A 25,486-nucleotide genomic window follows, 5' to 3' on the forward strand; every position below is an offset into this window, starting at 1 on the left:
TGATCAACACGGCGGTGCGACCCGGGGGAGGGTGTGGTGATTTTCGAGAAGGTGCTGCGGCCCGGGTTGTTCCGGGTGGGTCGGGGGGACGCCGAGGCGGCGCACGAGTGGACGCTGCGGCGGCTGGCCGCCGTGTCGCGGTCGCCCGTGGCGCTGGCCGGGCTGCGGGCCCGGTACGCCGTGCGGGCGCCCCGGAGGGTGTTCGGGGTGGAGTTCCCGAACCCCGTGGGGCTGGCCGCCGGGATGGACAAGGATGGTGCGGCGCTGCCGGCGTGGCCGGCGCTGGGCTTCGGCTTCGTCGAGGTCGGCACGGTCACCGCGCACGCCCAGCCGGGCAACCCCCGGCCCCGGCTGTTCCGGCTGCGTGACAGCGAGGCCGTGGTGAACCGGATGGGCTTCAACAACGCCGGCGCGGTGGCGTTGGCGGGCCGGCTGGCCGCGCTGCCCCGCCCGATCGGGGTGCCGCTGGGGATCTCGTTGGGCAAGTCCAAGGTGACCCCGCTGGACGAGGCGGTGCAGGACTACCTCGCCTCCTACCGGGCGCTGCGCGGGCACGGCGACTACTTCGCGGTCAACGTCTCCTCGCCGAACACCCCGGGCCTGCGCGCGTTGCAGGACCGGTCGCACCTGGACGCGCTGCTGGCGGCCCTGGTGGGGGAGAAGCCGGTGCTGGTGAAGATCGCCCCGGACCTGACCGACCCGGCGATCGCCGACCTGTTGGAGGTCTGCCTGGACCGGGGTGCGGCCGGGGTGATCGCCACCAACACCACCCTGGCCCGTGCCGGGCTCGCCCCGGCCGACCGGGCGCGGGGCGCGGAGCAGGGCGGCCTGTCCGGCCGTCCGCTGGCCGCCCGCGCCCGGGAGGTGGTCTCCTTCGTCCATCGGGAGACCGGCGGGCGGCTCCCGGTGGTCGGGGTGGGCGGCATCGTCGACCCCGACGACGCAGCCCGGATGTTCGACGCGGGCGCGTCCCTGGTCCAGCTCTACACCGGGTTCATCTACCGGGGCCCGGCCCTGGTCCGGTCGGTGGCCCGCACGGCCTGCAGGGCGACAACCCCGGCCGACACCCGGTGAACGAGGGACCGGCGACATCGTGTCCCCGCCCCCTTTGCTCTGCTGCAGCGGGCGCAACGGCTGCCGTCCCGCGTCCGGGCAGCGGGTGTTGCCTCCGCGGCAGCAGAGCAAAGGGGGGCGTACGGGTCGGGGTCGGTCCGCGCGACACGCCCGTGAGGACACGGAGGAGGGCCCTGTGACACCCGAGGAGATCCTCGCCGCCGACCGGGAGCACGTGTGGCACCCGTACGCGTCGCTGCCGCCGGCCACGGCGCCGTATGTGGTGGAGAGCGCCCAGGGGGTGCGGCTGCGGCTGGCCGACGGCCGGGAACTGGTGGACGGGATGTCGTCCTGGTGGGCGGCCATTCACGGTTACCGGCACCCGGTGCTGGACGCGGCCGTCACCGACCAGCTCGGCCGGATGAGCCACGTGATGTTCGGCGGGCTGACCCACGAGCCGGCGGTGCGGCTGGCCGGCACGCTGGTAGAGCTGGCCCCGGAAGGGCTGGAACAGGTTTTCCTGTGCGACTCCGGCTCGGTGAGCGTCGAGGTCGCGGTGAAGATGTGCCTGCAGTACCAGCGGGCCGTCGGGCGGCCGGAGCGGCGCCGGCTGGGCACCTGGCGGGGCGGGTACCACGGCGACACGTTCCACCCCATGAGCGTCTGCGACCCCGAGGGCGGCATGCACCACCTCTGGGGCGACGTGCTGCCCCGGCAGGTGTTCGCGCCCGTGCCGCCGGGCGGCTTCGACACCCCGCCCGACCCGGCGTACGTGACGGAGCTGGTGGACGCCGTGCGGCGGCACGCCGACGAGCTGGCCGCCGTGATCGTCGAGCCGGTGGTGCAGGGCGCCGGTGGGATGCGCTTCCACCACCCGGAGTACCTGCGGGTGCTGCGCGAGGTGACCCGGGCCCATGGCGTGCTGCTGGTCTTCGACGAGATCGCCACCGGCTTCGGCCGCACCGGGACGATGTTCGCCGCCGAGCATGCCGGGGTGAGTCCCGACGTGCTTTGTGTCGGCAAGGCGCTCACCGGCGGGTACCTGACGCTGGCCGCCGCGCTGTGTACGGCGGAGGTGGCGTGGGGCATCTCCCGCGACGGGGTGCTGGCGCATGGGCCGACGTTCATGGGCAATCCGCTCGCCTGCGCGGTCGCCAACGCCTCCATCGGGCTGCTGCGGGCCGGAGACTGGGCCGCCGAGGTGTCGAGGGTGGGCGCGGGCCTGCGGGCCGGTCTGGAGCCGCTGCGGGGCGTACCGGGGGTGGCCGACGTGCGGGTGCTCGGCGCGATCGGCGTGGTCCAGCTCGACCACGAGGTGGACCTTGCGAAGGCCACCGCCGCCGCGGTGGGGCAGGGGGTCTGGCTGCGGCCGTTTCGCGACCTGGTCTACACCATGCCCCCGTACGTCACCGGCGACGCCGACGTCGCCAGGATCGCGGCCGGGGTCGCCGCCGCCGTGGCGGTCGGCTGACCCGCGTCGTTGGCCCACCGGTCCGGCTTGGCATGTCCCGGATCGGTCAGCCGCGCCGATTGCGGCGCGTGTCGGTGCGCGGCGGGTGCCGCGCACCGGGGAGAGATCGAGAGAGGGAGAGGTCGGATGGAGAGCTTCGGTGGCCGGTTGCACCGGGCGGTGGCGGAGCGTGGGCCGTTGTGTGTGGGCATCGACCCGCATCCGGGGCTGCTGGCCCGGTGGGGCCTGTCGGACGACGTCAACGGGTTGGAGCGCTTCAGCCGCACCGTGGTGGAGGCGCTCGGCGACCAGGTCGCGGTCGTCAAGCCCCAGTCCGCGTTCTTTGAGCGCTTCGGCTCCCGCGGCGTGTCCGTACTGGAGTCAACTATCCGACAGTTGCGGGATTCCGGCTCGCTCGTTCTGCTTGACGTCAAGCGCGGGGACATCGGTTCGACCGTCGCGGCGTACGCCGCCGCGTACCTCGATCCATCCAGCCCGCTGTATGTCGACGCGCTCACGGCGAGCCCCTACCTGGGAGTAGGGTCGCTGGCGCCGATGTTCGAGCTCGCCGCCACGCACGGCGGCGGGGTCTTCGTCCTGGCGCTGACGTCCAACCCGGAGGGGGCCGCGGTGCAGCGCGCCCGCACCGCCGACGGGCGCACCGTCGCACAGACGGTGATCGACGAGATTTCGCAGCTCAACCGGGGTGCCGAGCCGCTCGGCAGCTTCGGCCTGGTGGTCGGCGCGACCATCGGTGACACGGGCCACGACCTCTCCGCCGTGCACGGTCCGCTGCTCGCTCCGGGGCTCGGCGCGCAGGGTGCCACGGCGGCCGATCTGCGTACGGTCTTCGGTTCCAGCCTGCCGTCGGTGCTGCCGTCGTACTCCCGCGAGGTGCTGCACGCCGGGCCCGACGTGGCCGCGCTGCGAGCCGCCGCGGACCGGGTCCTGACCGAGTGCCGGGCCGCACTCGGTGCGGCCTGACTGAGTGAAGGCTCGGTCACTTTGCCGTGGTCGCCGCGCGCCCACGTTGCCGAATGCGCCCGCGAACGCTAGTTTTCCCCGCGCTGGGAACCATGGACCCCTTTGGTTCCCGGCGACTTCACGTTTCACAGCTGCGGCGTGGCGTCCCGCCCGTCGCTATAGGGACCTGAGGAGAACTGGTGCCCCTCCCGTCACTGACCCCCGAGCAGCGCGCAGCCGCGCTCGAAAAGGCTGCGGAGATCCGCAAGGCCCGTGCTGAGCTGAAGGAGCAGCTCAAGCAGGGCAAGACCACCCTCGCCTCCGTTCTGGCGCGGGCCGAGGGCGACGACGTCGTCGGCAAGCTCAAGGTTTCGGCCGTTCTGCAGGCGATGCCGGGTATCGGCAAGATCCGGGCCACCCAGATCATGGAGAAGCTCAAGATCGCCGACAGCCGCCGGCTGCGGGGCCTGGGCGAGCAGCAGCGCAAGGCGCTGCTCGGCGAGTTCGCCGCCAACTGAGCACGACGGGTTCGCCGTCACCTGACCACGGCAGCGTGTAGAAACGAGCCGTGAGAACGGATGACGAGGCGCGCCCGGCGGCTCGGCTCACCGTCCTGGCCGGCCCCTCCGGGGCCGGCGTGGGCAGTGTCGTCGAGTTGTTCCGGGCGCGTTCTCCGTCGGTGTGGACGCCGGTGCCGGCCACCACCCGCCCTCGTCGGGCGGGTGAGCGGGACGGCGTCGACCGGCTGTTCCTCGACCCGGCGGAGTTCGACCGGCTGATCGCCGCCGGTCGGCTGCTGGAGTGGACCCGGGTCGGGCCGTACGCCCGCGGCACCCCGGCCGGGCCGGTCATCGCGCGGCTCGCCGCCGGCCGGCCGGTGCTGCTCCCGCTCGACCTGCGCGGCGCGCTCGCCGTCCGTGCGGCGCTCCCGGACGTCCGACTGGTCCTGCTCGCCCCGCCCGGCTGGCGGCCGGAGCCGGCCGTCGCGGCCGTGGCCGAGCACGTCGTGGCGCACGACCTGACCGGGCAGGCGGTCGACGGACTGGTAGGCTTGCTCGGTTCTTCTTTCCCGGCTCCGGCTCAACCGCGTCTGCGTGGTTGAGCGACCCACCGCGTCCGCGCGGTAACAGAGACGCAGAGGTTATTTCGTGGGATCCATCGCCAACCCCGAAGGCATCACCAACCCGCCGATCGACGAGCTCCTTGAGAAGACGACGTCGAAGTACGCCCTGGTGATCTTCGCCGCCAAGCGGGCCCGCCAGGTCAACGCCTACTACAGCCAGCTCGGCGAGGGCCTGCTGGAGTACGTCGGCCCCCTGGTGGAGACCACCCCCCAGGAGAAGCCCCTCTCCATCGCGATGCGCGAGATCAACGGGGGCCTGCTGACCGCCGAGCCCACCGACCAGCCGTAGCCCCCCGCGCGTCGATGTCCGCCGAGATCGTCCTGGGGGTCGGCGGCGGCGTCGCCGCCTACAAGGCGTGTGAGCTGCTGCGGTTGTTCACCGAGTCGGGGCACCGGGTCCGCGTCGTGCCGACCGCGTCGGCGCTCCGCTTCGTCGGGGCGCCGACCTGGGCCGCCCTGTCCGGCCAGCCGGTCGCCGACGACGTCTGGTCCGACGTGCACGAGGTGCCGCACGTCCGGCTCGGGCAACGGGCCGATCTGGTCGTGGTCGCCCCCGCCACCGCCGACCTGCTCGCCCGCGCCGCCCACGGCCTCGCCGACGACCTGCTCACCAACACGCTGCTCACGGCCCGCTGCCCGGTGCTGCTCGCCCCGGCGATGCACACCGAGATGTGGGAGAACGCGGCCACCGTGGCCAACGTCGCCACGCTGCGCTCCCGAGGTGTCCGGGTGATCGAGCCCGCCGTCGGCCGGCTCACCGGCGCCGACAGCGGCAAGGGGCGGCTGCCGGACCCGGCCGAGATCTTCGCCGTCGCCCGGCGGGCGCTGGCCCGCGGCGTCGCCGCCCCGGCCGACCTGGCCGGCCGCCACGTGGTGGTGACCGCCGGCGGCACCCGGGAGCCGCTCGACCCGGTCCGGTTCCTGGGCAACCGCTCGTCCGGCAAACAGGGTTATGCCTTCGCCCGCGCCGCGGTCGCCCGCGGCGCCCGGGTCACCCTGGTCTCCGCCAACGTGACGCTCGCCGACCCGGCCGGCGTCGACCTGGTCCGGGTCGGCACCACCGAGGAGTTGCGCGAGGCCACCCTGAAGGCCGCCGAGGGGGCCGACGCGGTGGTGATGGCGGCGGCACCCGCCGACTTCCGGCCCGCCACCTACTCACCGGGCAAAATCAAGAAATCGGACGCCGGGCCACCTACGATCGAACTCGTCACGAACCCGGACATCGCCGCCGAGCTGGGTCGGCGTCGTCGACCGGAACAGGTGCTGGTGGTGTTCGCGGCCGAGACCGGCGACGCGGAGGCCAACGGCCGGGCCAAGCTCGCCCGCAAACGGGCGGATCTCGTCGTCGTCAACGAGGTCGGCCCGGACAAGGTCTTCGGCGCCGAGACCAACGCGGCGACCGTCATCGGCGCGGACGGCGCGGTGCACACCCTGCCCGAACAGTCCAAGGAGGACCTCGCCGACGGCGTCTGGGACCTCGTGGTGGCGCGGTTGGCCGGGGGTGTCCGCATGGTGACGGCGACCTGACCGATCGAGTGCTGTACGAGTGTGGGTGATTACACTCCACGGAACGACTTCCACATACTTAGGAGTGCCGTGACACGCCGCCTCTTCACGTCCGAATCGGTCACGGAAGGCCACCCGGACAAGATCGCCGACCAGATCAGCGACGGCATTCTCGACGCACTGCTCACCCAGGACGCGCACAGTCGGGTGGCCGTCGAGACCTTGATCACCACCGGCCAGGTGCACGTGGCCGGCGAGGTGACGACCAAGGCATACGCCGACATCCCGACGATTGTCCGGGAGACGATCCTCGAAATCGGCTATGACTCCTCGAAGAAGGGCTTCGACGGGGCCTCCTGCGGCGTCAGCGTGTCCATCGGGGCCCAGTCCCCTGACATCGCGCAGGGCGTGGACAACGCGATGGAGTTGCGCACCGGCTCGTCGGAGAGCGCGCTGGACGCCCAGGGCGCCGGCGACCAGGGCATGATGTTCGGTTTCGCCTGCTCGGAGACGCCCGAGCTGATGCCGCTGCCGATCGCCCTGGCGCACCGGCTGGCCCGCCGGCTGACCGCGGTGCGCAAGGACGGCACGATCCCGTACCTGCGGCCGGACGGCAAGACCCAGGTCACCATCGAGTACGAGGGGCTGCGCCCGGTCCGGCTCAACACGGTCGTCGTGTCCAGCCAGCACGCGGCCGACATCTCGCTGGACTCCCTGCTCACCCCGGACGTGCGCGACCACGTCATCGCCCCGGAGCTGGAGAGCCTCGGCCTGGACACCGAGGGTTACCGGCTGCTGGTCAACCCGACCGGGCGGTTCGAGATCGGCGGCCCGATGGGTGACGCCGGCCTGACCGGCCGGAAGATCATCGTCGACACCTACGGCGGGTACGCCCGGCACGGCGGCGGCGCGTTCTCCGGCAAGGACCCGTCCAAGGTGGACCGCTCGGCCGCGTACGCGATGCGCTGGGTGGCCAAGAACGTGGTCGCCGCCGGCCTGGCCGAGCGGTGCGAGGCGCAGGTCGCGTACGCGATCGGCAAGGCCCACCCGGTGAGCCTGTTCATCGAGACGTTCGGCACCGAGACGGTGGCGGTCGCCTCGATCGAGAAGGCCGTGTCCGAGGTCTTCGACCTGCGCCCGGCCGCCATCATCCGGGACCTGAACCTGCTCCGCCCGATCTACCGGCAGACCGCGGCGTACGGCCACTTCGGCCGGGAACTGCCCGACCTGACCTGGGAGAGCACCGACCGGGCCGCCGACCTCAAGTCGGCCGCGGGAGCCTGACCGGCACCAGGCGCAGCGACCGGCGACCCGCGGACGGGTCGCCGGTCGCTCGCGTCTGCGTGGACGTCCCGCTGGCCCACCTCGACCGCCCCTTCGACTACCTGGTCCCCGCCGAGCTGGACGAGGCCGCCGCCCCCGGGACGCGGGTGAAGGTGCGCTTCGCCGGCCAACTCGTCGACGGCTGGCTGCTTGAGCGGGCCGACGACTCCGGGCACACCGGCAAGCTCGCGTACCTGGAGAAGGTCGTCTCGTCGGAGCCCGTGCTGGCCCCCGAGGTCGCCGGGCTGGCCCGGGCCGTCGCCGACCGGTACGCCGGCAGCCTCGCCGACGTGCTCCGGCTGGCCGTGCCGCCCCGGCACGCCCGGGTGGAGAAGGAGCCGCACACCCCGCCCGAGCCGCCGGCGCCGCTGGCTCCCCCCGAGGCGGACGGCTGGCGGGCGTACCCGGCCGGGCCGGCGTTCCTGCGCGCCCTGACCGAGGGCCGGCCCGTCCGCGCGGTCTGGTCCGCTTTGCCCGGGGAGGACTGGCCCGCCCGGTACGCCGAGGCGGTCGCCGCCACCGTGGCCGGCGGCCGGGGCGCCGTCGTCGTGGTGCCCGACGCCCGGGACCTCGACCGCCTCGACGCGGCGCTGACCGTCGCACTGGGTGACGGCCGGCACGTCACCCTGGCCGCCGCCGCCGGCCCGGCCCGGCGCTACCGCGCGTTCCTGGCGGCCCGGCGCGGGGACGTACCCGTCGTGATCGGCACCCGGGCGGCCATGTTCGCGCCGGTGGCCCGGCTCGGCCTGGTCGCCATCATCGACGACGGTGACGACCTGCACGCCGAACCCCGCGCGCCCTACCCGCACGCCCGGGAGGTGCTGCTCACCCGCGCCCAGCTCGCCGACGCGGCGGTCCTGGTCGGCGGGTACGCGCGCAGCGCCGAGGCGCAACTGCTGGTGGAGACCGGCTGGGCCCGGGAGGTGGTCGCCGACCGGGCCACCGTGCGGGCGCGTACTCCCGCCGTCGCGCCGACCGGCGACGACCCGCAGCTGGCCCGCGACCCCGGCGCGGCCACGGCCCGGCTGCCCAGCCTGGCCTGGACCGCCGCCCGCGACGCGGTCCGCGCCGACGCGCCGGTGCTGGTCCAGGTGCCCCGCCGGGGCTACCTGCCCTCGATCTCCTGCGCCGAGTGCCGGACCCCGGCCCGCTGCCCGCACTGCGCGGGGCCGCTCGCCCTGCCGTCGGCCGACGGCCCGCCCACCTGCCGCTGGTGTGGCCGGATCGCCGCCGCCTATGCCTGCCCGGAGTGTGGGGGGCGGCGGCTGCGGGCCTCCGTCACCGGTGCCCGGCGCACCGCCGAGGAGCTGGGCCGGGCCTTCCCCGGCGTGCCGGTGCGCACCTCCGGCCGGGAGGAGGTGCTCACCACCGTGCCCGGCGGAGCCGGCCTGGTGGTGGCCACCCCCGGCGCCGAGCCGGTCGCCGAGGGCGGCTACGGCGCGGTCCTGCTGCTCGACTCGTGGGCCCTGCTCACCCGGGCCGACCTGCGGGCCGGCGAAGAGGCGCTGCGCCGCTGGCTGGGGGCCGCCGCGCTGGCCCGCCCCGCTGGGGCCGGCGGCCGGGTGGTGGTGGTCGCCGACGGCGCCCTCGCCCCGGTGCAGGCGCTGCTGCGCTGGGACGCCGCCTGGTTCGCCGCCCGGGAACTGGCCGAGCGCCGCGAGCTGGGCTTCCCCCCGGCGATGCGGATGGCCAGCGTCACCGGATCGGCCGACGCGGTGGCCGATTTGCTGGCCGAGGCCCGGCTGCCCGAGGAGGCCGAACTGCTCGGTCCGGTCCCCGCCGACGGCGACCGGGAGCGGATGCTGGTCCGGGTGCCCCGGGCCCGGGCGGCGGCCCTGGCCGGAGCGCTGCACTCGGCCGCCGGGGTCCGCGCCGCCCGCAAGGCGGCCGACCCGGTGCGTCTCCAGGTCGACCCGCTGACCATGTTCTGAGTGGGCGCCGCCGCGCGGGCCGTGGGCACGGCCCGTGCCCCGCCCGCGGCCGGCGACCGGTTCCGAGCGCCGTCACGGTCCGTGCTGGCGCCTGCGTGATAGCATCGCCCGTCATGCCTGGGCGCACGGATCGCGCGACGAATGGCGGAAGCGCGTCGGTAGGACGCCATGTCGATGATGTCAATCAGCCGGTGATCAGGGGTGGACCAGTCGTGACCGTTCGTCAATCGATCGTCTTCAACGGTGACCTCGGCAGTGGCAAGAGCACCGTCTCCGTCGAGATCGCCAAGCGGCTGGAGCTGCGCCGGGTGAGCGTCGGCGACCTCTACCGCCAGATGGCGCAGGAGCGGGACATGACCGCGCTCCAGCTCAACCTGCACGCCGAGCTGGACCAGGCCGTCGACGGCTACGTCGACCAGCTCCAGCAGGACATCGCCGCCTCCGGCGAGAGCCTGGTGATGGACTCCCGGCTGGCCTGGCACTTCTTCACCGACGCGCTCAAGGTGCACATGATCACCGAGCCGACCGAGGCCGCCCGCCGGGTGCTGGCCCGCCCCTCCGGCCCGGCCGAGAGCTACGCCTCCCTGGAGGAGGCGAAGAGCAAGCTGCGCGAGCGCAGCGAGAGCGAGCGGGGCCGGTTCATCGTCCGCTACGGCGTCGACAAGGCCCGGCTGCGCAACTACGACCTGATCTGCGACTCCACCCGGGCCAACCCGGAGCAGGTGATCAACCACATCATCGACGTGTACGAGGGTCGGATCGGTGCCGACGTGCTCCGCGACGCCCCCCCGCTGCTGCTGCTCGACCCGGCCCGGGTCTACCCGACAGAGGACATCGGCACGCTGCGCGGGCTGTGGGACGCCGGGTTCGTCGGTGACGTCGCCGACGGTGGCGACGAGGCGTTGGAGCCGCTGACCATCGGCTTCACCGGGGAGTACTTCTTCGTCGTCGACGGTCACCGCCGACTCAGCGCCGCCCTGCAGAACGGGTTCCCGCTGGTCCCCGCGCGGCTGGTCGCCGAGGTGGAGGAGCCGGTGGTCGGCGGGATGAGCGCGGTGGACTACTTCACCGCCCAGGTCCGCCCCGGCATCGTGTACGACTGGGAGGCGGCCCACAAGATCCAGCTCCCGCTTCCGGAGCACTGCCTGCGCGCCGGGGAGACCGTGCTCGCGGGCGACCCGGCCCCGGGCGCCTGAGGGCCGGTCCCGCGAGCCGGCTCCCGGGGCCGGCGGGCGAGCGCCGGGCCCGGCTGACCCCGTGTGGCTACGCCACCCCGCCAGTCACCCTGCGCGACGAGTCCCCGGCCACCGATCGCGGTACGCCGGCCGGCGTCACCGAGCGCACTCCGTAGACTGGTACGGCACGACCGTCGTCCGACCGAAGGAGCACCCCCGAGTGACCGTCCAGCCCATCCGTCTGTTCGGGGACCCGGTGCTGCGCACACCGGCCGATCCGGTGGTCGACTTCGACGTCGAGCTGCGCAAGCTCGTCGCCGACCTGACCGACACGATGCGTGAGCAGAACGGCGCCGGCCTGGCCGCGCCGCAGCTCGGCGTGGGCCTGCGGGTGTTCGCCTTCGACGTCGACGACGTGCTCGGCCACCTGGTCAACCCGGTGCTGGAGTTTCCCGACGCCGAGGAGCAGGACGGCCCGGAGGGCTGCCTGTCCATCCCCGGGCTCTACTTCGACACCAAGCGCCGGCAGAACGTGATCGCCAAGGGCTTCAACGGCTACGGCGACCCGGTGCAGTTCGTCGGCACCGGCCTGATGGCCCGCTGCGTCCAGCACGAGACCGACCACCTCGACGGCGTGCTCTTCGTCGACCGGCTGGACCCGGACGGCCGCAAGGAGGCGATGAAGGCGATCCGCCAGGCGGACTGGTACGACCCGACCACCCCGCCGACGGTCAAGCTCAACCCGCACGCCGTCGGCAGCCCCTTCGGTCTGGGTCGGTGACGCCGGTGCGCCTCGTCTTCGCCGGCACCCCGGCCGTCGCCGTCCCCGCCCTGGCCGCCGTCGCGGCCTCCGACCACGAGCTGGTCGCCGTCGTCACCCGTCCCGACGCCCCCGCAGGCCGGGGCCGGGGCCTGGTCCGCTCGCCCGTCGGCACGTGGGCCGACGAGCACGGCGTCGAGGTGCTCACCCCGGCCCGCCCGCGCGAGCCGGAGTTCCTCGATCGGCTGCGCGAGCTGGCCCCCGACTGCGTCCCGGTGGTCGCCTACGGCGCGCTGGTGCCCCCGGCCGCGCTGGAGATCCCCCGGCACGGCTGGGTCAACCTGCACTTCTCGCTGCTGCCCGCGTGGCGTGGCGCGGCTCCGGTCCAGCACGCCGTGCTGCACGGCGACGAGCTGACCGGCGCGAGCGTCTTCGAGCTGGAGGAAGGGCTGGACACCGGCCCGGTCTACGGCACCCTCACCGACGAGATCCGCCCCACCGACACCTCCGGTGACCTGCTGGAGCGGCTCGCCCACTCCGGCGCCGGCCTGCTGGTGGCCGTCCTCGACGCGATCGCGGCCGGCACCGGCCGGGCCGAGCCGCAGCCGGCCGACGGGGTGTCGCTCGCGCCGAAGCTGACCGTCGAGGACGCCCGGGTGCGCTGGGGCGACCCCGCGTTCGCGGTGGACCGGCGGGTTCGCGCATGTACCCCGGCTCCCGGCCCGTGGACCACGTTCCGGGGCGAGCGGGTCAAGCTCGGCCCGGTCGTCCCGGTGCCGGACGGCCCCGAGCTGAAGCCGGGCGAGCTGTTGGTGGAGAAGTCCCGGGTGCTGGCCGGCACGGGCACCGTCCCGGTGGCCCTCGGCGAGGTACGGGCGGCCGGCAAGAAGGCCATGCCGGCGAGCGACTGGGCGCGCGGCGTCCGGGTCTCCGGCGGGGAGGAGCTCGCATGACCGGGCCGACGGAACGGCCCGCGCGCCGGTACGACGAGCAGCGCGACCCGCGCCCCGACCGGCATCCCGAGCGGCCGTCGGGCGGCCCGCGGGGTGACCGGCCCGGCTACGGCGACCGGCCCGGCTACGGCGACCGGCCCGGCTACGGCGACCGGTCGGCCCGGGGCGGTCGGGGCGGCGAGGACCGGCAGGGCGGCCGGCGGCCGGCGCGGCCCGCCGTGGACCTGCCCCGGCAGGTCGCGTACCAGGCCGTCGCGGCGGTGCACCGGGACGACGCGTACGCCAACCTGGTGCTGCCGGCGATGCTGCGCGAGGAGGGGCTGACCGGCCGGGACGCCGCCTTCGCCACCGAGCTGACCTACGGCTCGCTGCGGCACACCGGCACCCTCGACGCGATCCTCACCGACGCCGCCGGCCGGGACGTGTCCCGGATCGACCCGCCGGTGCGCGACGCGTTGCGGCTGGGCGCGTACCAGCTCCTGCACACCCGAGTGCCAGCGCACGCGGCGGTCTCCTCGACGGTCGACCTGGTCCGCACGGTCGCCGTCAGCGCCACCGGCTTCGCCAACGCGGTGATGCGCGAGGTGTCCAGCCGGGACGCCGACGCCTGGGTGGCGAAGCTCGCCCCGTCGTTCGAGACCGACCCGATCGGGCACCTGGCCCTGGCCTACAGCCACCCGCAGTGGATCGTGCGGTCGTTCGCCGAGGCGCTCGGCGGCGACCTGGGCGAGACCACCCGCCTGCTGATCGAGAACAACGAGCGCCCGCCGGTGCACCTGTGCGCCCGGCCGGGCCGGGCCGATCCGGTCGAGCTGGCCGACGAGGCCGGGGGCGCCCCCGGGGCGTTCTCCCCGTACGCGGTCTACCTCGGCGGCGGTGCCCCCGGCGACCTGCCGGCGGTGGTCGAGGGCCGGGCGCACGTCCAGGACGAGGGCTCCCAGCTGGTGGCCACCGCCCTGGCCGTCGCCCCGTTGGACGGCCCGGACAGCCACTGGCTGGACCTGTGCGCCGGGCCCGGTGGGAAGGCCGCGCTGCTCGGGGCGCTCGCCGCCCAGCGTGGTGCCCGGCTGACCGCCGTCGAGGTCACCGAGCACCGGGCCCGGCTGGTCACCCAGGCCACCCGGGGGCTGCCGGTCGACGTGCTGCACACCGACGGGCGCACCGTCGGCGCCGACCCGGAGCTGCCGGAGGGGCACTTCGACCGGGTGCTGGTCGACGCGCCGTGTACCGGGCTGGGCGCGTTGCGCCGCCGGCCGGAGGCCCGCTGGCGCAAGCAGCCGTCGGACCTGCCACCGCTGACCCGGTTGCAGCGGGAGCTGTTGGTGGCGGCGCTGCGGGCGGTCCGCCCGGGCGGCCTGGTGGCCTACGTGACCTGCTCCCCGCATACGGTGGAGACGCACGTGACGGTGACCGAGGCGGCCCGGCGGGCGGGGGTGCCGGCGGACTTCGTCGACGCCCGACCGCTGCTGCCGGCCGGGATGCCGGGGTTGGGCGACGGGCCGTCGGTGCAGTTGTGGCCGCACCGGCACGGCACCGACGCCATGTTCCTCGCCGTGCTGCGCCGGGGCTGAGCGACACGCAGAAGGAGGGGGCGGCCGGATCCGGCCGCCCCCTCCTTCTGCGTCAGCTCCCCGCCTCCCCGGCGGGTCGGATCACTGGACCGGCAGGACCTTGGCCCCGGCGCCCTTCGCCGAGCGGGTGAGGTTGCGGTCGACCCAGAGGAAGCACTGCACCCCCCGGTTGCCGTCCTTCCACTCGTCCTCGCTGGGGTGGTAGAAGATCGTCCCCGCCCGGTACTGCAGGTCGCTGTTGTCGGGGACCTTGGCGTACGAGGCGAGCAGGGACCGGCACCCCCGGTGGATGCGCAGCCGGTTCTTGTCGAGCTGGCTGTAGGCGATGTCCGGTGCCCGGTAGACCCCGACGAACTCGACCCGGTGCTTGCTGGTGCACGGGGTGGGGGCCATCGACTTGACGTCGTCCTTGACGATCTTCGGGTTGAAACAGCCGTGGACCAGGGTGGAGCCTCCGGTCAGCGCGCCCTTGAGGCTGCCGCTGCGGGACACGGCGCTGGAGTCGTCGACGCTCTCCACCTCGTTGAGGTCGCAGCGGAACCACCGCGCCCCGCCCGTCCACGCCTGCCGGGACGGGAGGACCGTGGACAGGAACAGTCGGCCCGCGCGCCAGTCGGCGCCGACGGCCTTGTTGACCTCCCGGTCGCACTCGGCGCGGATGGCCTTCATTCCGGTCGACCCGGCGGTCGGGGGAGTGCTCAGCTCGGCGGCCGGGCCGGTCAGCGTGCCGACGTGGAAGGTCTCCATCCGGTGGGTCGTGCCGCAGTCCACCGGGTTGTAGCCGCTGAGGTAGCCGACATCGGAGAACGTGGTGTGGCAGGTCCCGGCGGCCGGCACGAACTGCGTCGGCGCGGCCATCGCCCGCCAGTCGTCGGCGAGGTCACCGTCCACCCCGGCCGGTGTGCCGCAGCCGGCCAACGCCACCGCCGCGCCCGCACCCACGGCGACCGCCGTCCACCATCGCCGCATCCGCCCGACCTCCCCGTCGCCGGTGGTCGCGGATCACCGGCCTCTGTCGCCGACCGCGCCACGGTGCGGGAGCATACGGCACCGGCGCTCGTCCCGCATGGACTCTCGCGGCCTTCGGTCGGTCGGCCGGCGGGGCTGCCCGGCCGGCCGGGATCCTCCGCCCGGTCGGTGAATACGCACCAGCCGTCACGACCGGGTCGCGGAGTGTCCCGCATGGTGCCGCGCTGCGGGCGGCGGACGACCGCATTCGTACACTGGCCCGGTGACCGTACCGCCGCTGATTGTCGCGCCCAGCATCCTCGCCGCCGATTTCGCCCGTCTGGCCGAGGAGGTCCGCGCCGTCGAGGGTGCCGCGGACTGGCTGCACGTCGATGTCATGGACAACCACTTCGTGCCGAACCTGACCATCGGGCTGCCCGTGGTGCAGAGCCTGCGGGCGGCGACCGAACTGCCGTTCGACGTGCACCTGATGATCACCGACCCGCACCGTTGGGCCCCCGGGTACGCCGACGCGGGGGCGTACAACGTCACGTTCCACGCCGAGGCGTGCGACAACCCGGTGGCGCTGGCGAAGGACCTGCGGGCCGCCGGGGCGAAGGCAGGGCTGGCCATCGACCGAGACACCCCGATCGAGCCGTACCTGGAGCTGCTGCCCAGCTTCGACACGCTGCTGATCATGACGATCAAGGCCGGCTTCGGCGGGCAGCGGTTCGTCCCGGAACTGCTGGACAAGGTGCGGGCCGCCCGGCGGCACGTCGACACGGGCCACCTGGAGCTGCGCATCGAGGTCGACGGCGGGATCGCCGCGGACACCATCGAACAGGCCGCCGCCGCCGGGGCGGACGCCTTCGTCGCCGGCACCGCGGTCTACGGCGCCGACGACCCCGCCGAGGCGGTCCGCCGCCTGCGGGGCCTGGCGGAGCGCGCGGTCTCCGGGGTCTGAAGTGGAGCCGGCCGAGGAACGACCCGACGTCATCCTCGTCGTCGACGACGACGCCGACATCGCCCGGTTCGTCGAGTTCAACCTACGGCTGCACGGCTTCGAGGTGATCCACGCCGGCGACGGCCAGGAGGCGCTCGAGGTGATCGAGCGGCAGCGGCCGGACCTGGCGGTGGTCGACCTGATGATGCCGCGCATCGACGGGCTGGAGCTGACCCGGCGGCTGCGCGCCGACCCGATGACCTCCGCCCTTCCGGTGATCATGCTGACCGCCAAGGGGATGACCGTGGACAAGGTCCACGGGCTCAGCGCCGGCGCGGACGACTACCTGGTCAAGCCCTTCGACACCGCCGAACTGGTGGCCCGGGTCAGCTCCACCCTGCGGCGCAACAAGGAGTTCCGCGAGGTCTCCCCGCTGACCGGCCTGCCCGGCAACTCCCGGATCCGCCGGGAGATCACCGACCGGGTGCGCAGCGGCGTCGACTACGCGGTCGGCTACGTCGACATCGACCGGTTCAAGAGCGTCAACGACCGGTACGGCTTCGTCCGGGGCGACGAGTTCATCTCGGCGCTGGCCCGCAGCCTGCACCGGGCGGTCGTCGCGATCGGGCTGCCACCGGCCTTCCTCGGTCACGTCGGCGGCGACGACTTCGTCATCGTCTGCGCCCCCGAGCAGGTCCGGCCGCTGACCTCCCGGGCGGTCGTGGACTTCGAGACCGCCGCCGACCGGCTCTACGACCCGTCCGACGCCGAGCGCGGCTACGTCGAGCTGAAGGACCGCCGGGGCAACATCCGGCGCGCGGCGCTGGTCACCCTGTCGATCGGGGTGTCCGTGTCCGACGGCGGCAAGCGGCTCATCAATCCGCTGGAGGCGATCGCGGCCGCCTCCGAGATGAAGTCCGTGGCCAAGAGCCAGCCGGGTTCGTACGTGGCGGTCGACCGGCGACGCAGTCTTTCTTGAATATTGCCTACCTGTGTGAGGTAGCTCCCCCGAGGGCAGACGCGTGGCGCGTGCCGTGCCACACTTCTGAGGTACCCACCACGCGCTGGCGGGACTCGGTGTAATTCCGAACCGGCGGTGATCCACGGTGCGACCGTGGTAAGCCCGCGACCCGGACGGCGACTGCCGCCCGGTGGACCTGGTGAGATTCCGGGGCCGACGGTTGGGGGCGGGCAAGCCCACCCCCAGAAAGTCCGGATGGGAGACAGCGCGCGGGACGGGGCGGGCCCTGCCGGCCGCTGACCTCAGCGCTGTCCGGGCTTCCCCGGGGTCGGCTTCGCCGTCCCCGGACTCCGCCGCCGCCTGCCCGTGCCCTCCCGACCCGCCGCGCGCGGACCGGCGAGCGAGAGGGCAGGGGCGATGGACAGCGGCTCCGTGGACGAGGCGATGCGTCGGGCGATCGCGCTCGCGGCCCGCGGGCTCGGCACCGCCAGCCCCAACCCCGTGGTCGGCTGCGTGCTGCTCGATCCGGACGGCGAGGTCGTCGGGGAGGGATTCCACGCGTACGCGGGCGGACCGCACGCCGAGATCGTCGCGCTCGCCCAGGCCGGCCGGCGGGCCCGGGGCGGCACCGCCGTGGTCACCCTGGAACCCTGCGACCACACCGGCCGCACCGGCCCGTGCAGCCGCGCCCTGATCGTCGCAGGCATCGCCCGGGTGGTCGTCGCCGTGCCCGACCCCGACCCGGTGGCGGCCGGCGGCGCCGCCACCCTGCGCGCCGCCGGCGTACGGGTCGAGTTCGGGGTGCGCGCCGCCGAGGCCGAGGCCGGGAACGTGACCTGGCTGACCTCCGTGCGCCGGGGCTGGCCGTACGTGGTGTGGAAGTTCGCCGCCACCCTCGACGGGCGCTCCGCCGCCGTCGACGGCACCAGCATGTGGATCACCTCGGAGGAGGCCCGGGCCGACGTGCACGCGCTGCGCGGCACGGTCGACGCGGTGATCGCCGGGGTGGGCACCGTCCTGGCCGACGACCCCCGGCTCACCGTGCGCAACCTGCGCGACGGCACCCTGGCCATCCGGCAGCCGCTGCGGGTGGTGGTGGACAGCCTCGGGCGTACCCCCGCCGGGGCCCGGGTCCGCGACGGCGCCGCCGGGACGTGGATCGCCACCGCCGCGCAGGTCGGCGCCGGCCCGGACGGCCGGGTCGACCTGCCGGAGCTGCTGGCGGAGCTGCACCGCCGGGGAGTGCGGGCCGCGCTGCTGGAGGGCGGCCCCAGCCTGGCCGGCGCGTTCCTCTCCGCCGGCCTGGTCGACCGGGTCGTCGGGTACGTCGCGCCGAGGCTGCTCGGCGCCGGGCCGACCGCGCTGGCCGACGCCGGGGTGACGACCATCGCCGACGCCATCGACCTGGAGATCACCGACGTTACGCAGATCGGTCCCGACCTGCGGATCACCGCGCTGCCCCGAAAGAGGGAGGGCTGACATGTTCACCGGCATCGTCGAGGAGCTGGGCGAGGTCGTCGCAGTGACCGAGACCGGGGGCGATTCGGCGCTGGTCGCCGTTCGCGGCCCGCTGGTCACCGTCGACGCGAGGCACGGCGACTCCATCGCGGTCAACGGAGTCTGTCTCACCGTGGTCGACGTCGGCGCCGGCGTCTTCACCGCCGACGTGATGGGGGAGACGCTGCGCCGCTCCGCCCTCGGCGGGCTGGGCCCCGGCGCCCCGGTCAACCTGGAACGCGCCGCCGCGCTGAACAGCCGGCTCGGCGGGCACATCGTGCAGGGCCACGTCGACGGGGTCGGCGAGGTGCTGTCCCGGGAGCCGGCCGAGCAGTGGGAGACGGTCCGCTTCCGACTCCCCGCCGCCCTCGCCCGGTACGTGGTGGAGAAGGGCTCGATCACCGTCGACGGGGTGTCGCTGACCGTGGCCGACGTCGGGCCGGACTGGTTCGCCGTCGGGCTGATCCCCACCACCCTCAAGCTGACCACCCTCGGCGCCCGCGCCGTCGGCGACCCGGTCAACCTGGAGGTGGACGTGCTGGCCAAGTACGTCGAGCGGCTGCTCGGCGACCGGGCCTCCGGTGGGGGCCAGCGGTGACGGAGCCGCTCGGCTGGCTGCTCGACGCCCAGCTGCACATCGCCGGCTCGCCGGTGCTGGTGCGGGAGATCGTCGGCAACGTCTTCGGCCTGGCCTCGGCGCTGCTCGGCATGCGCCGCGTGGTCTGGGCCTGGCCGGTCGGCATGATCGGCAACGCGTTGCTGCTGACCGTGTTCCTCGGCGGGGTGTTCGTCACCCCGCAGGCGCACGACCTCTACGGCCAGGCCGGCCGGCAGGTGTTCTTCTTCGCCGTCAGCCTCTACGGCTGGTGGCGCTGGTCGCGCAACCGCCGCCTCGGTGCCGACGGGGATCACGCCGCGGTCGTGCCGCGCCGGGCCACCGGCCGGGAACGGCTCGGTCTGCTGGTGGCCGCGGCCGTCGGCACCGCCGTCGCGTACCCGGTGCTGGCCGCGCTCGGCTCCTGGGGGCCGCTGCCCGACGCCTGGATCCTCACCGGCAGCCTGCTGGCCACCTACGGCATGGCCCGCGGCTGGGTGGACTTCTGGCTGATCTGGATCGCGGTGGACGTGGTCGGCGTGCCGCTGCTGCTGCGCGGCGGGTTCTACCCGTCCGCCGTCATGTACCTCGTCTACGGCGCCTTCTGCGCCTGGGGCTTCGCCGCCTGGTGGCGCGCCTCACGCGCCGTCCGCCCGGCCCGCGTCCCGCTCCCGCCCAGCTACTCGGAGGCCGTCGCATGAGCACTTTCGCCAGCATCGAGCAGGCGGTGGCGGACATCGCCGCCGGCCGGCCCGTCGTCGTGGTCGACGACGCGGACCGGGAGAACGAGGGCGACCTGATCTTCGCGGCCGAACTGGCCACCCCGGAGCTGGTCGCGTTCATGGTCCGCTACACCTCGGGCTACATCTGCGTGCCGCTGACCGAGGGCGAGTGCGACCGGCTGGACCTGCCGCCGATGCACCACACCAACCAGGACCGGCGGGGCACCGCGTACACCGTGACCGTGGACGCCCGGGAGGGCATCAGCACGGGCATCTCGGCGGCCGACCGGGCGCACACCATCCGGCTGCTGGCCGACGCGTCCACCGACCCGACCGACCTGGCCCGGCCCGGGCACGTGGTGCCGCTGCGGGCCCGCGAGGGCGGGGTGCTGCGCCGGGCCGGGCACACCGAGGCGGCGATCGACCTGACCCGGCTGGCCGGGCTGCGTCCCGCCGGTGTGCTCTGTGAGCTGGTCAACGACGACGGCACCATGATGCGGGTGCCCGACCTGGAGAAGTTCTGCGCCGAGCACGGCCTGACCCTGGTGACGATCGCCGACCTGGTGGCCCACCGGCGGCGCACCGAGAAGCAGGTGGAGCAGATGGCGGCGGCCCGGATGCCCACCCCGCACGGGGTGTTCCGGGCGCTGGGTTACCGCGCCGAGCACGACCCGGCCGAGCACATCGCTCTCGTCTTCGGGGAGCTCGGCGACGGGCAGGACGTGCTGGTCCGGGTGCACTCGGAGTGCCTCACCGGCGACGTGTTCGGCTCGCTGCGCTGCGACTGCGGCCCGCAGTTGCAGGCCGCGCTGGCCCGGGTCGCCCGGGAGGGCCGCGGGGTGGTGCTCTACGTGCGCGGGCACGAGGGGCGCGGGATCGGGCTGCTGCACAAGCTCCAGGCGTACCAGTTGCAGGACCTGGGCCGGGACACCGTGGACGCGAACCTCGACCTGGGGCTGCCGGCGGACGCCCGGGACTACGGCACGGGCGCGCAGATCCTCTACGACCTGGGTGTGCGTTCGATGCGGCTGCTGACCAACAACCCGGCCAAGCGGGCCGGGCTGGAGGGGTACGGCCTGACCGTCACCGGCCGGGAGGGGCTGCCGGTGCAGCCGCAACCGGAGAACGTCCGCTACCTGCGCACGAAGCGCGACCGGATGGGCCACCTGTTGGACGAGTTGGACGAGGTGACCGAGGCCCCGATGGGCCGCCCGGTCGCCGGCGACGAGATCGGAGCATAACCATGGCGGGATTCGGTGAGCCCGGGGTGACGGCGGTGGACGCCGCAGGGATGACGGTCGGGATCGTCGCCGCGCGCTGGCACGGTGAGCTGACCGACCACATGGCCGAGCGGGCGGTCGCCGCCGCCGAGGCGTGCGGCGCCCGCGCCGTGGTGGCCCGGGTCGCCGGCTCGGTGGAGCTGCCGGTGGTCGCCCAGGCGATGGCCCGCCGCTTCGACGTGGTGGTCGCCCTCGGCGTGGTGGTGCGCGGGGCCACCGCCCACTTCGACTACGTCTGCCGTTCGGTCACCGACGGGCTGACCCGGGTCGCCCTCGACGAGGGCAGGCCGGTCGCGCACGGGGTGCTCACGGTGGACACGATCGAGCAGGCCCGGGACCGGGCCGGGCTGCCCGGCTCGGCGGAGGACAAGGGCTGGTCGGCCACGGTGGCCGCGCTGGACGCCGCGCTGGCCGTACGCGGCCTGGACGCCGCCACCGGACAGCGGCTCGGCTTCGGCCGCTGACCGGTCCCGCCGGTCCACCGCCCCGTCGTTGACCGGTCCCGGCCCCGGAGCCGACCGGCGTGGAACCCGGCCCGGAGTCGGCCGGTGTGGAGGGCGCGCCGGCGCTCGCCGGTGTGGAGTGCGGCACGTACGGCGGCGGCCGGCGCCGGGAGTCACTCCCGAGGCCGGCCGCCGTGGCCGAGCGTCGCGTCAGCAGGCGTTGTGGACGTACGTGGAGCTGCCCGGGGCGGTGACGTCGACGTCGCGCCGGACCACCGAGACGCTCGCGTCGAGCACGCCACCAGCGCTGGGGTCACCGGCCCTCATCAGTCGACTTGGTACACGTACAACAGCAAGGATGAAGACCGAACTCCGCGACGGCTCCGCGACCGGAGCCCTGCGCGCGAAATGGAAGTACGACCAGCTCTACACCGGCTTCACGGCAAAAGCGAAGAGTCAACTGACCGAGTCCTACCGGTACGACCCGCCGGGCTCGACGAACATCTACAAGTGGCAGGTCGGCCTTCAGCCCCCGCGGCCAGCCCAGCACCACGAACTACGTCATCCCCGCCGTCGAAGGAGCCGGCCTCTCCGGCACGTGGACCTACGAGCGCAGGCACCTACGTCACGTTGAGACCTACACCGAGTTCGGCGAACCCAACATCACCACTCGGCAAACCTCCGGGGTCTCTACGTGCGGCGGTGGACATCACGTGTAGAGGACCAGGTGCCAGTGCGGGTTGTGGCTGGCGGAATAGGTGCACGAATAGTCGGAGTAACGCGAGCCCGGACGGTCGACTGCATTGCTGCCGGCCTGGTAGCAGGCGGTGCTAGAGGTGAACCACCCGCCGTTCACCGCGGCGGCGCTTGCGGGGGTCGCCGTCATCAGCGACACGGTGCCAGCGACAACCGCACTGAAAATGCCCAGACGTGTGCCTAACTTCCCAATCTTGGTCACGAAATTCCTTTCCTCCGTCGGTTCCGAGACCGCGCCCGTGTACCGAATACGTACGGTTCCGGAATAAGGATCGTTCCTCATATATACACGGGTGGATGGGAGTGCACAAGAGAAGCGATGTGGCCGCGGGTGGAGTTAGGTGATCTCAAAAGCCATCCGGGCTCAGTTCGGGATGACACGGGGCAACGCGTTCATAACGGATGGCGCAGAGACAGGGCGTGGGGCCCCGGCAGACAGGTTCCTGCGACGGAATCTGATCTGCCAGGAAGGACCTCACGGATTGCCTATCGGGCCATCCTGGACGTCCCCAGGAGACTCGTACAGCACGTGGCGCGGCTGCTACGCGCCGAGCGTCGCGCGGTAGGAACCCGACCGGGTAACCGCGCTGCGGTAGCCGATTGGCTCACTGCGCTCGGTCCGTTGCCATAGGGTTCTCCTTTCAGTCTCAGAGTCGGCCGGCGGCGATGATGCGGTGCAGGAACTGGCGGGTGCGCGGCTCGGTCGGCTCGCCCAGCACCCGTTCCGGTGGCCCGGTTTCGATCACCCGGCCGCCGTCGAGGAAGCACACCTGGTCGGCGACCTCCCGGGCGAAGCCCATCTCGTGGGTGGCCAGCACCATCGTCATCCCGTCGGCCTTCAGGTCGCGGATCAGGGCCAGCACCTCGCCGACCAGCTCCGGGTCCAGCGCCGAGGTGACCTCGTCGAGCAGCATCAGCCGGGGCGAGTTGGCCAGCGCCCGGACGATCGCCACCCGCTGCTGCTGCCCGCCGGAGAGCCGGTCGGGGTAGGCGTCGGCCTTCGCCCCCAGCCCGACCCGGTCGAGCAGCTCCCGGGCCTGGGCCTCGGCCTCGGCGCGGGCCCGCCGGTGCACCCGGACCGGGGCGAGGGTGATGTTGTCCAGCACGCTCAGATGCGGGAACAGGTTGTACGACTGGAAGACCATCCCGATCCGCCGGCGCACCCGGTCGGGGTCGGTGCGGGGGTCGGAGATGTCCTCCCCGTCCAGCTCGATGGTCCCGTCGTCCAGCTCCTCCAGCAGGTTGACACAGCGCAGCAGGGTCGACTTGCCCGACCCGGACGCCCCGATCAGCGCCACCACCCGGTGTTCCTCGACGGTCAGGTCGAGGCCGTCGAGCACGACGTGTCCGCCGAAGGACTTGCGCAGGCTCCGACAGGTCAGCACGGGCATGTCAGCCTCCCGCCTGGCGTCGGGCCGCGCGCAGCGTCACCCAGTCGGTGACGGCGATCAGCGGGATCGCCAGCAGCACGAACAGCGCCCCGGCCACGATGTAGGGGGTGTAGTTGAACGTCTCGGCGGTGGCGATCTGCGCGGCGCGGACCGCGTCGATCGGGCCGGCGAGGGAGACCAGCCCGACGTCCTTCTGCATCGCCACCACATCGTTGAGCAGCGGCGGGGCCACCCGCCGGACGGCCTGCGGCAGCACCACGTGCCGCATGGTCTGCCGGTAGGTCAGCCCGAGCGAGCGGGCCGCGGCGAGCTGGCTCGGGTGGACGGACTCGATGCCGGCCCGGAACACCTCGGCCAGGTACCCGCCGTAGGTGAGCACCAGCGCCAGCCCGCCGAGCACCAGCACCGACGGCATGCCCCCCAACCGCAGGCCGGGCACGCCGAGGGTGAGCACGTACAGCACGATGATCAGCGGCAGGCCCCGGAAGGTGTACGTGTACCCGGCCGCGAGCGCCCGGACCGGGAAGAAGACCGGGCCGCGCAGCGTGCGCAGGAGCGCGACCAGCAGCCCGAGCAGCAGCGCGCCGGCCGCGCAGCAGACCAGCAGCCGGATGTTGAGCCACAGGCCGGTGAGCACCGCGGGCAGCGCGTCCCGGGCGATCGCCGGGTCGGCGAAGGACTCCCGGACCCGGTCCCAGCCGGGCGCGCCGGTCACGGCGACGACCAGCAGCGTGCCCAGCGCCGCCGTGGACGCGGCGGCGACCAGCACGCTGGTGACGGTCTGCCGACGGCGGTACGCGGCCCGCCGCCGCTGTGCCTGCGAGGGGAGGTGGGGTGCCAGGGTCACGTGAGCTCGGCCGCACCCGCGACCTGGGCCAGCCACTTCTGCTCCAACCGCTTGAGCGTGCCGTCGGCGGTGAGCTGGCCGACCGCCCCGCTGACGCAGGGGGTGAGCGGGGAGTTTCGGTCCAGCAACAGCCCGAACGCCTCGGGGGTGCCGACCTGGGGAAGCTGCCCGACGATCTTCGTGTCGGTGAGTTCCGCGCCGGTGATGTAGAAGGCGGTCGGCAGGTCCACCACGAGGCCGTCGATCTGCCCGTTCTGCAGTGCCTTCTTGGCGTCGTCGTTGCTGTTGTAGACCTGCGGCTCTGCCGTCGGCTTGATGACCTGGGTGATCGCCTGGTAGCTGGTGGTGCCGACCTGGGCGCCGAGCTTCGCGCCGCGCAGGTCGGCCAGGGTCCTCGTCCCGGCGATCTTCGCGGACTTCCGGGCGATCACGGCCTGCCGGACCAGGTGGTACGGGCCGGAGAAGTCGACCGCCTTCTTGCGCTCCTCGGTGATGGAGAACTGGTTGATGTCGAAGTCGAACTCCTTCGGGCCGGGGGCGATGGCCGTGTCGAACTTCACCCTGGTCCAGGTGACGTCGGCCTTGGCGTACCCGAGCTTCTCCGCCACGGCGTACGCCACGGCGGCCTCGAAGCCCTCTCCGTTGTCCGGCTTGTTGCCGGTGAACCAGGGTTCGTACGCCGGCTCGTCGGTGGCCACGGTGAGCTTGCCCGGCGTACGGGTCGGCAGGTTGTCCCTGGTGCAGGCCGGCCCCGCGGTGGCGGCGGGGGTGGCGGTGGCGGTGGGGGCGTCGTCCTGGGGCGCGCAGGCGGCGAGCGCGGCGAGGACGGTGCCGGCGGCGGTGAGCGCGAGGACGCGGGGGCTGCTGGGCATGGCGGACAGCGTAGAGCCATGGACGGACGTCGTGCAGGGGTTGTCCCACCGTTTTGGTAGGGAATTTCGGCCGGCCGGTCCGCTGCCGCCGTGGCGCCGCCGCACCGGCGGGGACCCGCTGCGCGCCCCGGCGTGCCGGTGCTGGAAGAATCGCACCCCGTGAAGACGTTCGAGGAGTTGTTCGCCGAGCTGCAGGCCAAGGCCGCCGCCGGCACCCCCGGCTCGGGCACGGTCGCCGCGCTGGAGAAGGGGGTGCACTTCATCGGCAAGAAGGTCGTCGAGGAGGCGGCCGAGTCGTGGATGGCCGCCGAGCACGAGGGCCCGGAGCGGGCGGCCGAGGAGATCTCCCAGCTGCTCTACCAGGCGCAGGTGCTGATGCTCGCCACCGGTCTCGAACTCAAGGACGTCTACCGACATCTGTGA

The 25,486-nt window shown here is 73.7% G+C and carries 26 protein-coding genes; 21 read left to right on the forward strand and 5 right to left on the reverse strand.

Annotated features, from left to right (window positions below; translation table 11 throughout):
• The first annotated feature begins 36 nt into the window (after nt 1-36).
• The 13 genes from ACFYZF_RS12695 (at nt 37) to ACFYZF_RS12755 (ending at nt 13,808) form a co-directional block, all read left to right on the forward strand.
• Nucleotides 37-1,074: a quinone-dependent dihydroorotate dehydrogenase gene (locus tag ACFYZF_RS12695; RefSeq protein ID WP_387019158.1), complete on the forward strand. Its 1,038-nt coding sequence runs from the start codon at nt 37-39 to the stop codon at nt 1,072-1,074.
• A 175-nt stretch (nt 1,075-1,249) separates the two neighbouring features.
• Nucleotides 1,250-2,524 carry an adenosylmethionine--8-amino-7-oxononanoate transaminase gene (locus ACFYZF_RS12700; protein WP_387019161.1) on the forward strand — a complete coding sequence of 425 codons (1,275 nt, stop codon included), beginning with the start codon at nt 1,250-1,252 and terminating at the stop codon, nt 2,522-2,524.
• A gap of 126 nt (nt 2,525-2,650) precedes the next feature.
• Nucleotides 2,651-3,487 carry an orotidine-5'-phosphate decarboxylase gene (pyrF, locus tag ACFYZF_RS12705; protein ID WP_387019163.1) on the forward strand — a complete coding sequence of 279 codons (837 nt, stop codon included), beginning with the start codon at nt 2,651-2,653 and terminating at the stop codon, nt 3,485-3,487.
• A gap of 179 nt (nt 3,488-3,666) precedes the next feature.
• Nucleotides 3,667-3,984, forward strand: a complete 318-nt coding sequence (gene mihF, locus ACFYZF_RS12710; protein WP_161691465.1) for an integration host factor, actinobacterial type — start codon at nt 3,667-3,669, stop codon at nt 3,982-3,984.
• Nucleotides 3,985-4,034: 50 nt separating this feature from the next.
• Nucleotides 4,035-4,568, forward strand: a complete 534-nt coding sequence (locus tag ACFYZF_RS12715; protein ID WP_387019167.1) for a guanylate kinase — start codon at nt 4,035-4,037, stop codon at nt 4,566-4,568.
• Between the two features lie 46 nt (nt 4,569-4,614).
• Complete coding sequence (gene rpoZ, locus ACFYZF_RS12720) at nt 4,615-4,878, forward strand: DNA-directed RNA polymerase subunit omega (RefSeq protein ID WP_074318577.1); 264 nt, start codon at nt 4,615-4,617, stop codon at nt 4,876-4,878.
• A gap of 14 nt (nt 4,879-4,892) precedes the next feature.
• A complete protein-coding gene (gene coaBC / locus ACFYZF_RS12725) occupies nt 4,893-6,116 on the forward strand; it encodes a bifunctional phosphopantothenoylcysteine decarboxylase/phosphopantothenate--cysteine ligase CoaBC (RefSeq protein WP_387019169.1) in 1,224 nt (407 codons plus the stop codon).
• A gap of 69 nt (nt 6,117-6,185) precedes the next feature.
• Nucleotides 6,186-7,379, forward strand: coding sequence for a methionine adenosyltransferase (metK, locus tag ACFYZF_RS12730; protein WP_387019171.1), 1,194 nt, complete (start codon nt 6,186-6,188; stop codon nt 7,377-7,379).
• 59 nt (nt 7,380-7,438) lie between these two features.
• Nucleotides 7,439-9,349: a primosomal protein N' gene (locus tag ACFYZF_RS12735; protein ID WP_387019174.1), complete on the forward strand. Its 1,911-nt coding sequence runs from the start codon at nt 7,439-7,441 to the stop codon at nt 9,347-9,349.
• Between the two features lie 212 nt (nt 9,350-9,561).
• Nucleotides 9,562-10,545: an AAA family ATPase gene (locus ACFYZF_RS12740; protein WP_387019177.1), complete on the forward strand. Its 984-nt coding sequence runs from the start codon at nt 9,562-9,564 to the stop codon at nt 10,543-10,545.
• 199 nt (nt 10,546-10,744) lie between these two features.
• Nucleotides 10,745-11,305, forward strand: coding sequence for a peptide deformylase (gene def, locus ACFYZF_RS12745; RefSeq protein WP_387019179.1), 561 nt, complete (start codon nt 10,745-10,747; stop codon nt 11,303-11,305).
• Between the two features lie 5 nt (nt 11,306-11,310).
• Nucleotides 11,311-12,237: a methionyl-tRNA formyltransferase gene (gene fmt / locus ACFYZF_RS12750; protein ID WP_387019331.1), complete on the forward strand. Its 927-nt coding sequence runs from the start codon at nt 11,311-11,313 to the stop codon at nt 12,235-12,237.
• On the forward strand, nt 12,234-13,808 hold the full coding sequence (locus ACFYZF_RS12755; protein ID WP_387019182.1) for an RsmB/NOP family class I SAM-dependent RNA methyltransferase: 1,575 nt from the start codon (nt 12,234-12,236) through the stop codon (nt 13,806-13,808). Before fmt ends, ACFYZF_RS12755 begins: the two co-directional genes overlap by 4 nt.
• A gap of 81 nt (nt 13,809-13,889) precedes the next feature.
• Here ACFYZF_RS12755 and ACFYZF_RS12760 read toward each other — a convergent pair whose 3' ends face one another.
• Entirely contained in the window at nt 13,890-14,777 is an 888-nt protein-coding gene (locus ACFYZF_RS12760; RefSeq protein WP_387019185.1) for a septum formation family protein, read from the reverse strand.
• 262 nt (nt 14,778-15,039) lie between these two features.
• Between ACFYZF_RS12760 and rpe the strand changes: the two genes are divergently transcribed.
• The 7 genes from rpe to ribH all read left to right on the forward strand — a co-directional run bounded on the left by rpe (nt 15,040) and on the right by ribH (nt 21,218).
• Entirely contained in the window at nt 15,040-15,720 is a 681-nt protein-coding gene (gene rpe / locus ACFYZF_RS12765) for a ribulose-phosphate 3-epimerase (RefSeq protein ID WP_387019187.1), read from the forward strand.
• 1 nt (nt 15,721) lies between these two features.
• Entirely contained in the window at nt 15,722-16,678 is a 957-nt protein-coding gene (locus ACFYZF_RS12770) for a response regulator (RefSeq protein ID WP_387019190.1), read from the forward strand.
• A 399-nt stretch (nt 16,679-17,077) separates the two neighbouring features.
• Nucleotides 17,078-18,139, forward strand: coding sequence for a bifunctional diaminohydroxyphosphoribosylaminopyrimidine deaminase/5-amino-6-(5-phosphoribosylamino)uracil reductase RibD (gene ribD / locus ACFYZF_RS12775; protein WP_387019193.1), 1,062 nt, complete (start codon nt 17,078-17,080; stop codon nt 18,137-18,139).
• A 1-nt stretch (nt 18,140) separates the two neighbouring features.
• A complete protein-coding gene (locus tag ACFYZF_RS12780) occupies nt 18,141-18,755 on the forward strand; it encodes a riboflavin synthase (protein ID WP_387019195.1) in 615 nt (204 codons plus the stop codon).
• Nucleotides 18,752-19,453: a nicotinamide riboside transporter PnuC gene (gene pnuC, locus ACFYZF_RS12785; RefSeq protein WP_387019198.1), complete on the forward strand. Its 702-nt coding sequence runs from the start codon at nt 18,752-18,754 to the stop codon at nt 19,451-19,453. The genes ACFYZF_RS12780 and pnuC overlap by 4 nt, the downstream gene beginning before the upstream one ends.
• The gene (locus ACFYZF_RS12790; protein ID WP_387019200.1) at nt 19,450-20,715 is read left to right on the forward strand and encodes a bifunctional 3,4-dihydroxy-2-butanone-4-phosphate synthase/GTP cyclohydrolase II; all 1,266 of its coding nucleotides are present in this window, start codon (nt 19,450-19,452) and stop codon (nt 20,713-20,715) included. Before pnuC ends, ACFYZF_RS12790 begins: the two co-directional genes overlap by 4 nt.
• Before the next feature lie 2 nt (nt 20,716-20,717).
• Nucleotides 20,718-21,218, forward strand: a complete 501-nt coding sequence (gene ribH, locus ACFYZF_RS12795; protein ID WP_387019202.1) for a 6,7-dimethyl-8-ribityllumazine synthase — start codon at nt 20,718-20,720, stop codon at nt 21,216-21,218.
• A 688-nt stretch (nt 21,219-21,906) separates the two neighbouring features.
• Here ribH and ACFYZF_RS12800 read toward each other — a convergent pair.
• The 4 genes from ACFYZF_RS12800 to ACFYZF_RS12815 all read right to left on the reverse strand — a co-directional run bounded on the left by ACFYZF_RS12800 (nt 21,907) and on the right by ACFYZF_RS12815 (nt 25,063).
• Entirely contained in the window at nt 21,907-22,155 is a 249-nt protein-coding gene (locus ACFYZF_RS12800; protein ID WP_387019204.1) for a hypothetical protein, read from the reverse strand.
• Between the two features lie 445 nt (nt 22,156-22,600).
• Entirely contained in the window at nt 22,601-23,344 is a 744-nt protein-coding gene (locus ACFYZF_RS12805) for an amino acid ABC transporter ATP-binding protein (protein WP_387019207.1), read from the reverse strand.
• Between the two features lies 1 nt (nt 23,345).
• Entirely contained in the window at nt 23,346-24,191 is an 846-nt protein-coding gene (locus tag ACFYZF_RS12810; protein WP_387019210.1) for an amino acid ABC transporter permease, read from the reverse strand.
• Complete coding sequence (locus ACFYZF_RS12815) at nt 24,188-25,063, reverse strand: ABC transporter substrate-binding protein (protein WP_387019213.1); 876 nt, start codon at nt 25,061-25,063, stop codon at nt 24,188-24,190. The genes ACFYZF_RS12810 and ACFYZF_RS12815 overlap by 4 nt, the downstream gene beginning before the upstream one ends.
• Before the next feature lie 159 nt (nt 25,064-25,222).
• Between ACFYZF_RS12815 and ACFYZF_RS12820 the strand changes: the two genes are divergently transcribed.
• Entirely contained in the window at nt 25,223-25,486 is a 264-nt protein-coding gene (locus tag ACFYZF_RS12820) for a phosphoribosyl-ATP diphosphatase (RefSeq protein WP_036375234.1), read from the forward strand.

The organism is Micromonospora sp. NPDC001898 (genome assembly GCF_042891255.1).
Lineage (GTDB): Bacteria > Actinomycetota > Actinomycetes > Mycobacteriales > Micromonosporaceae > Micromonospora.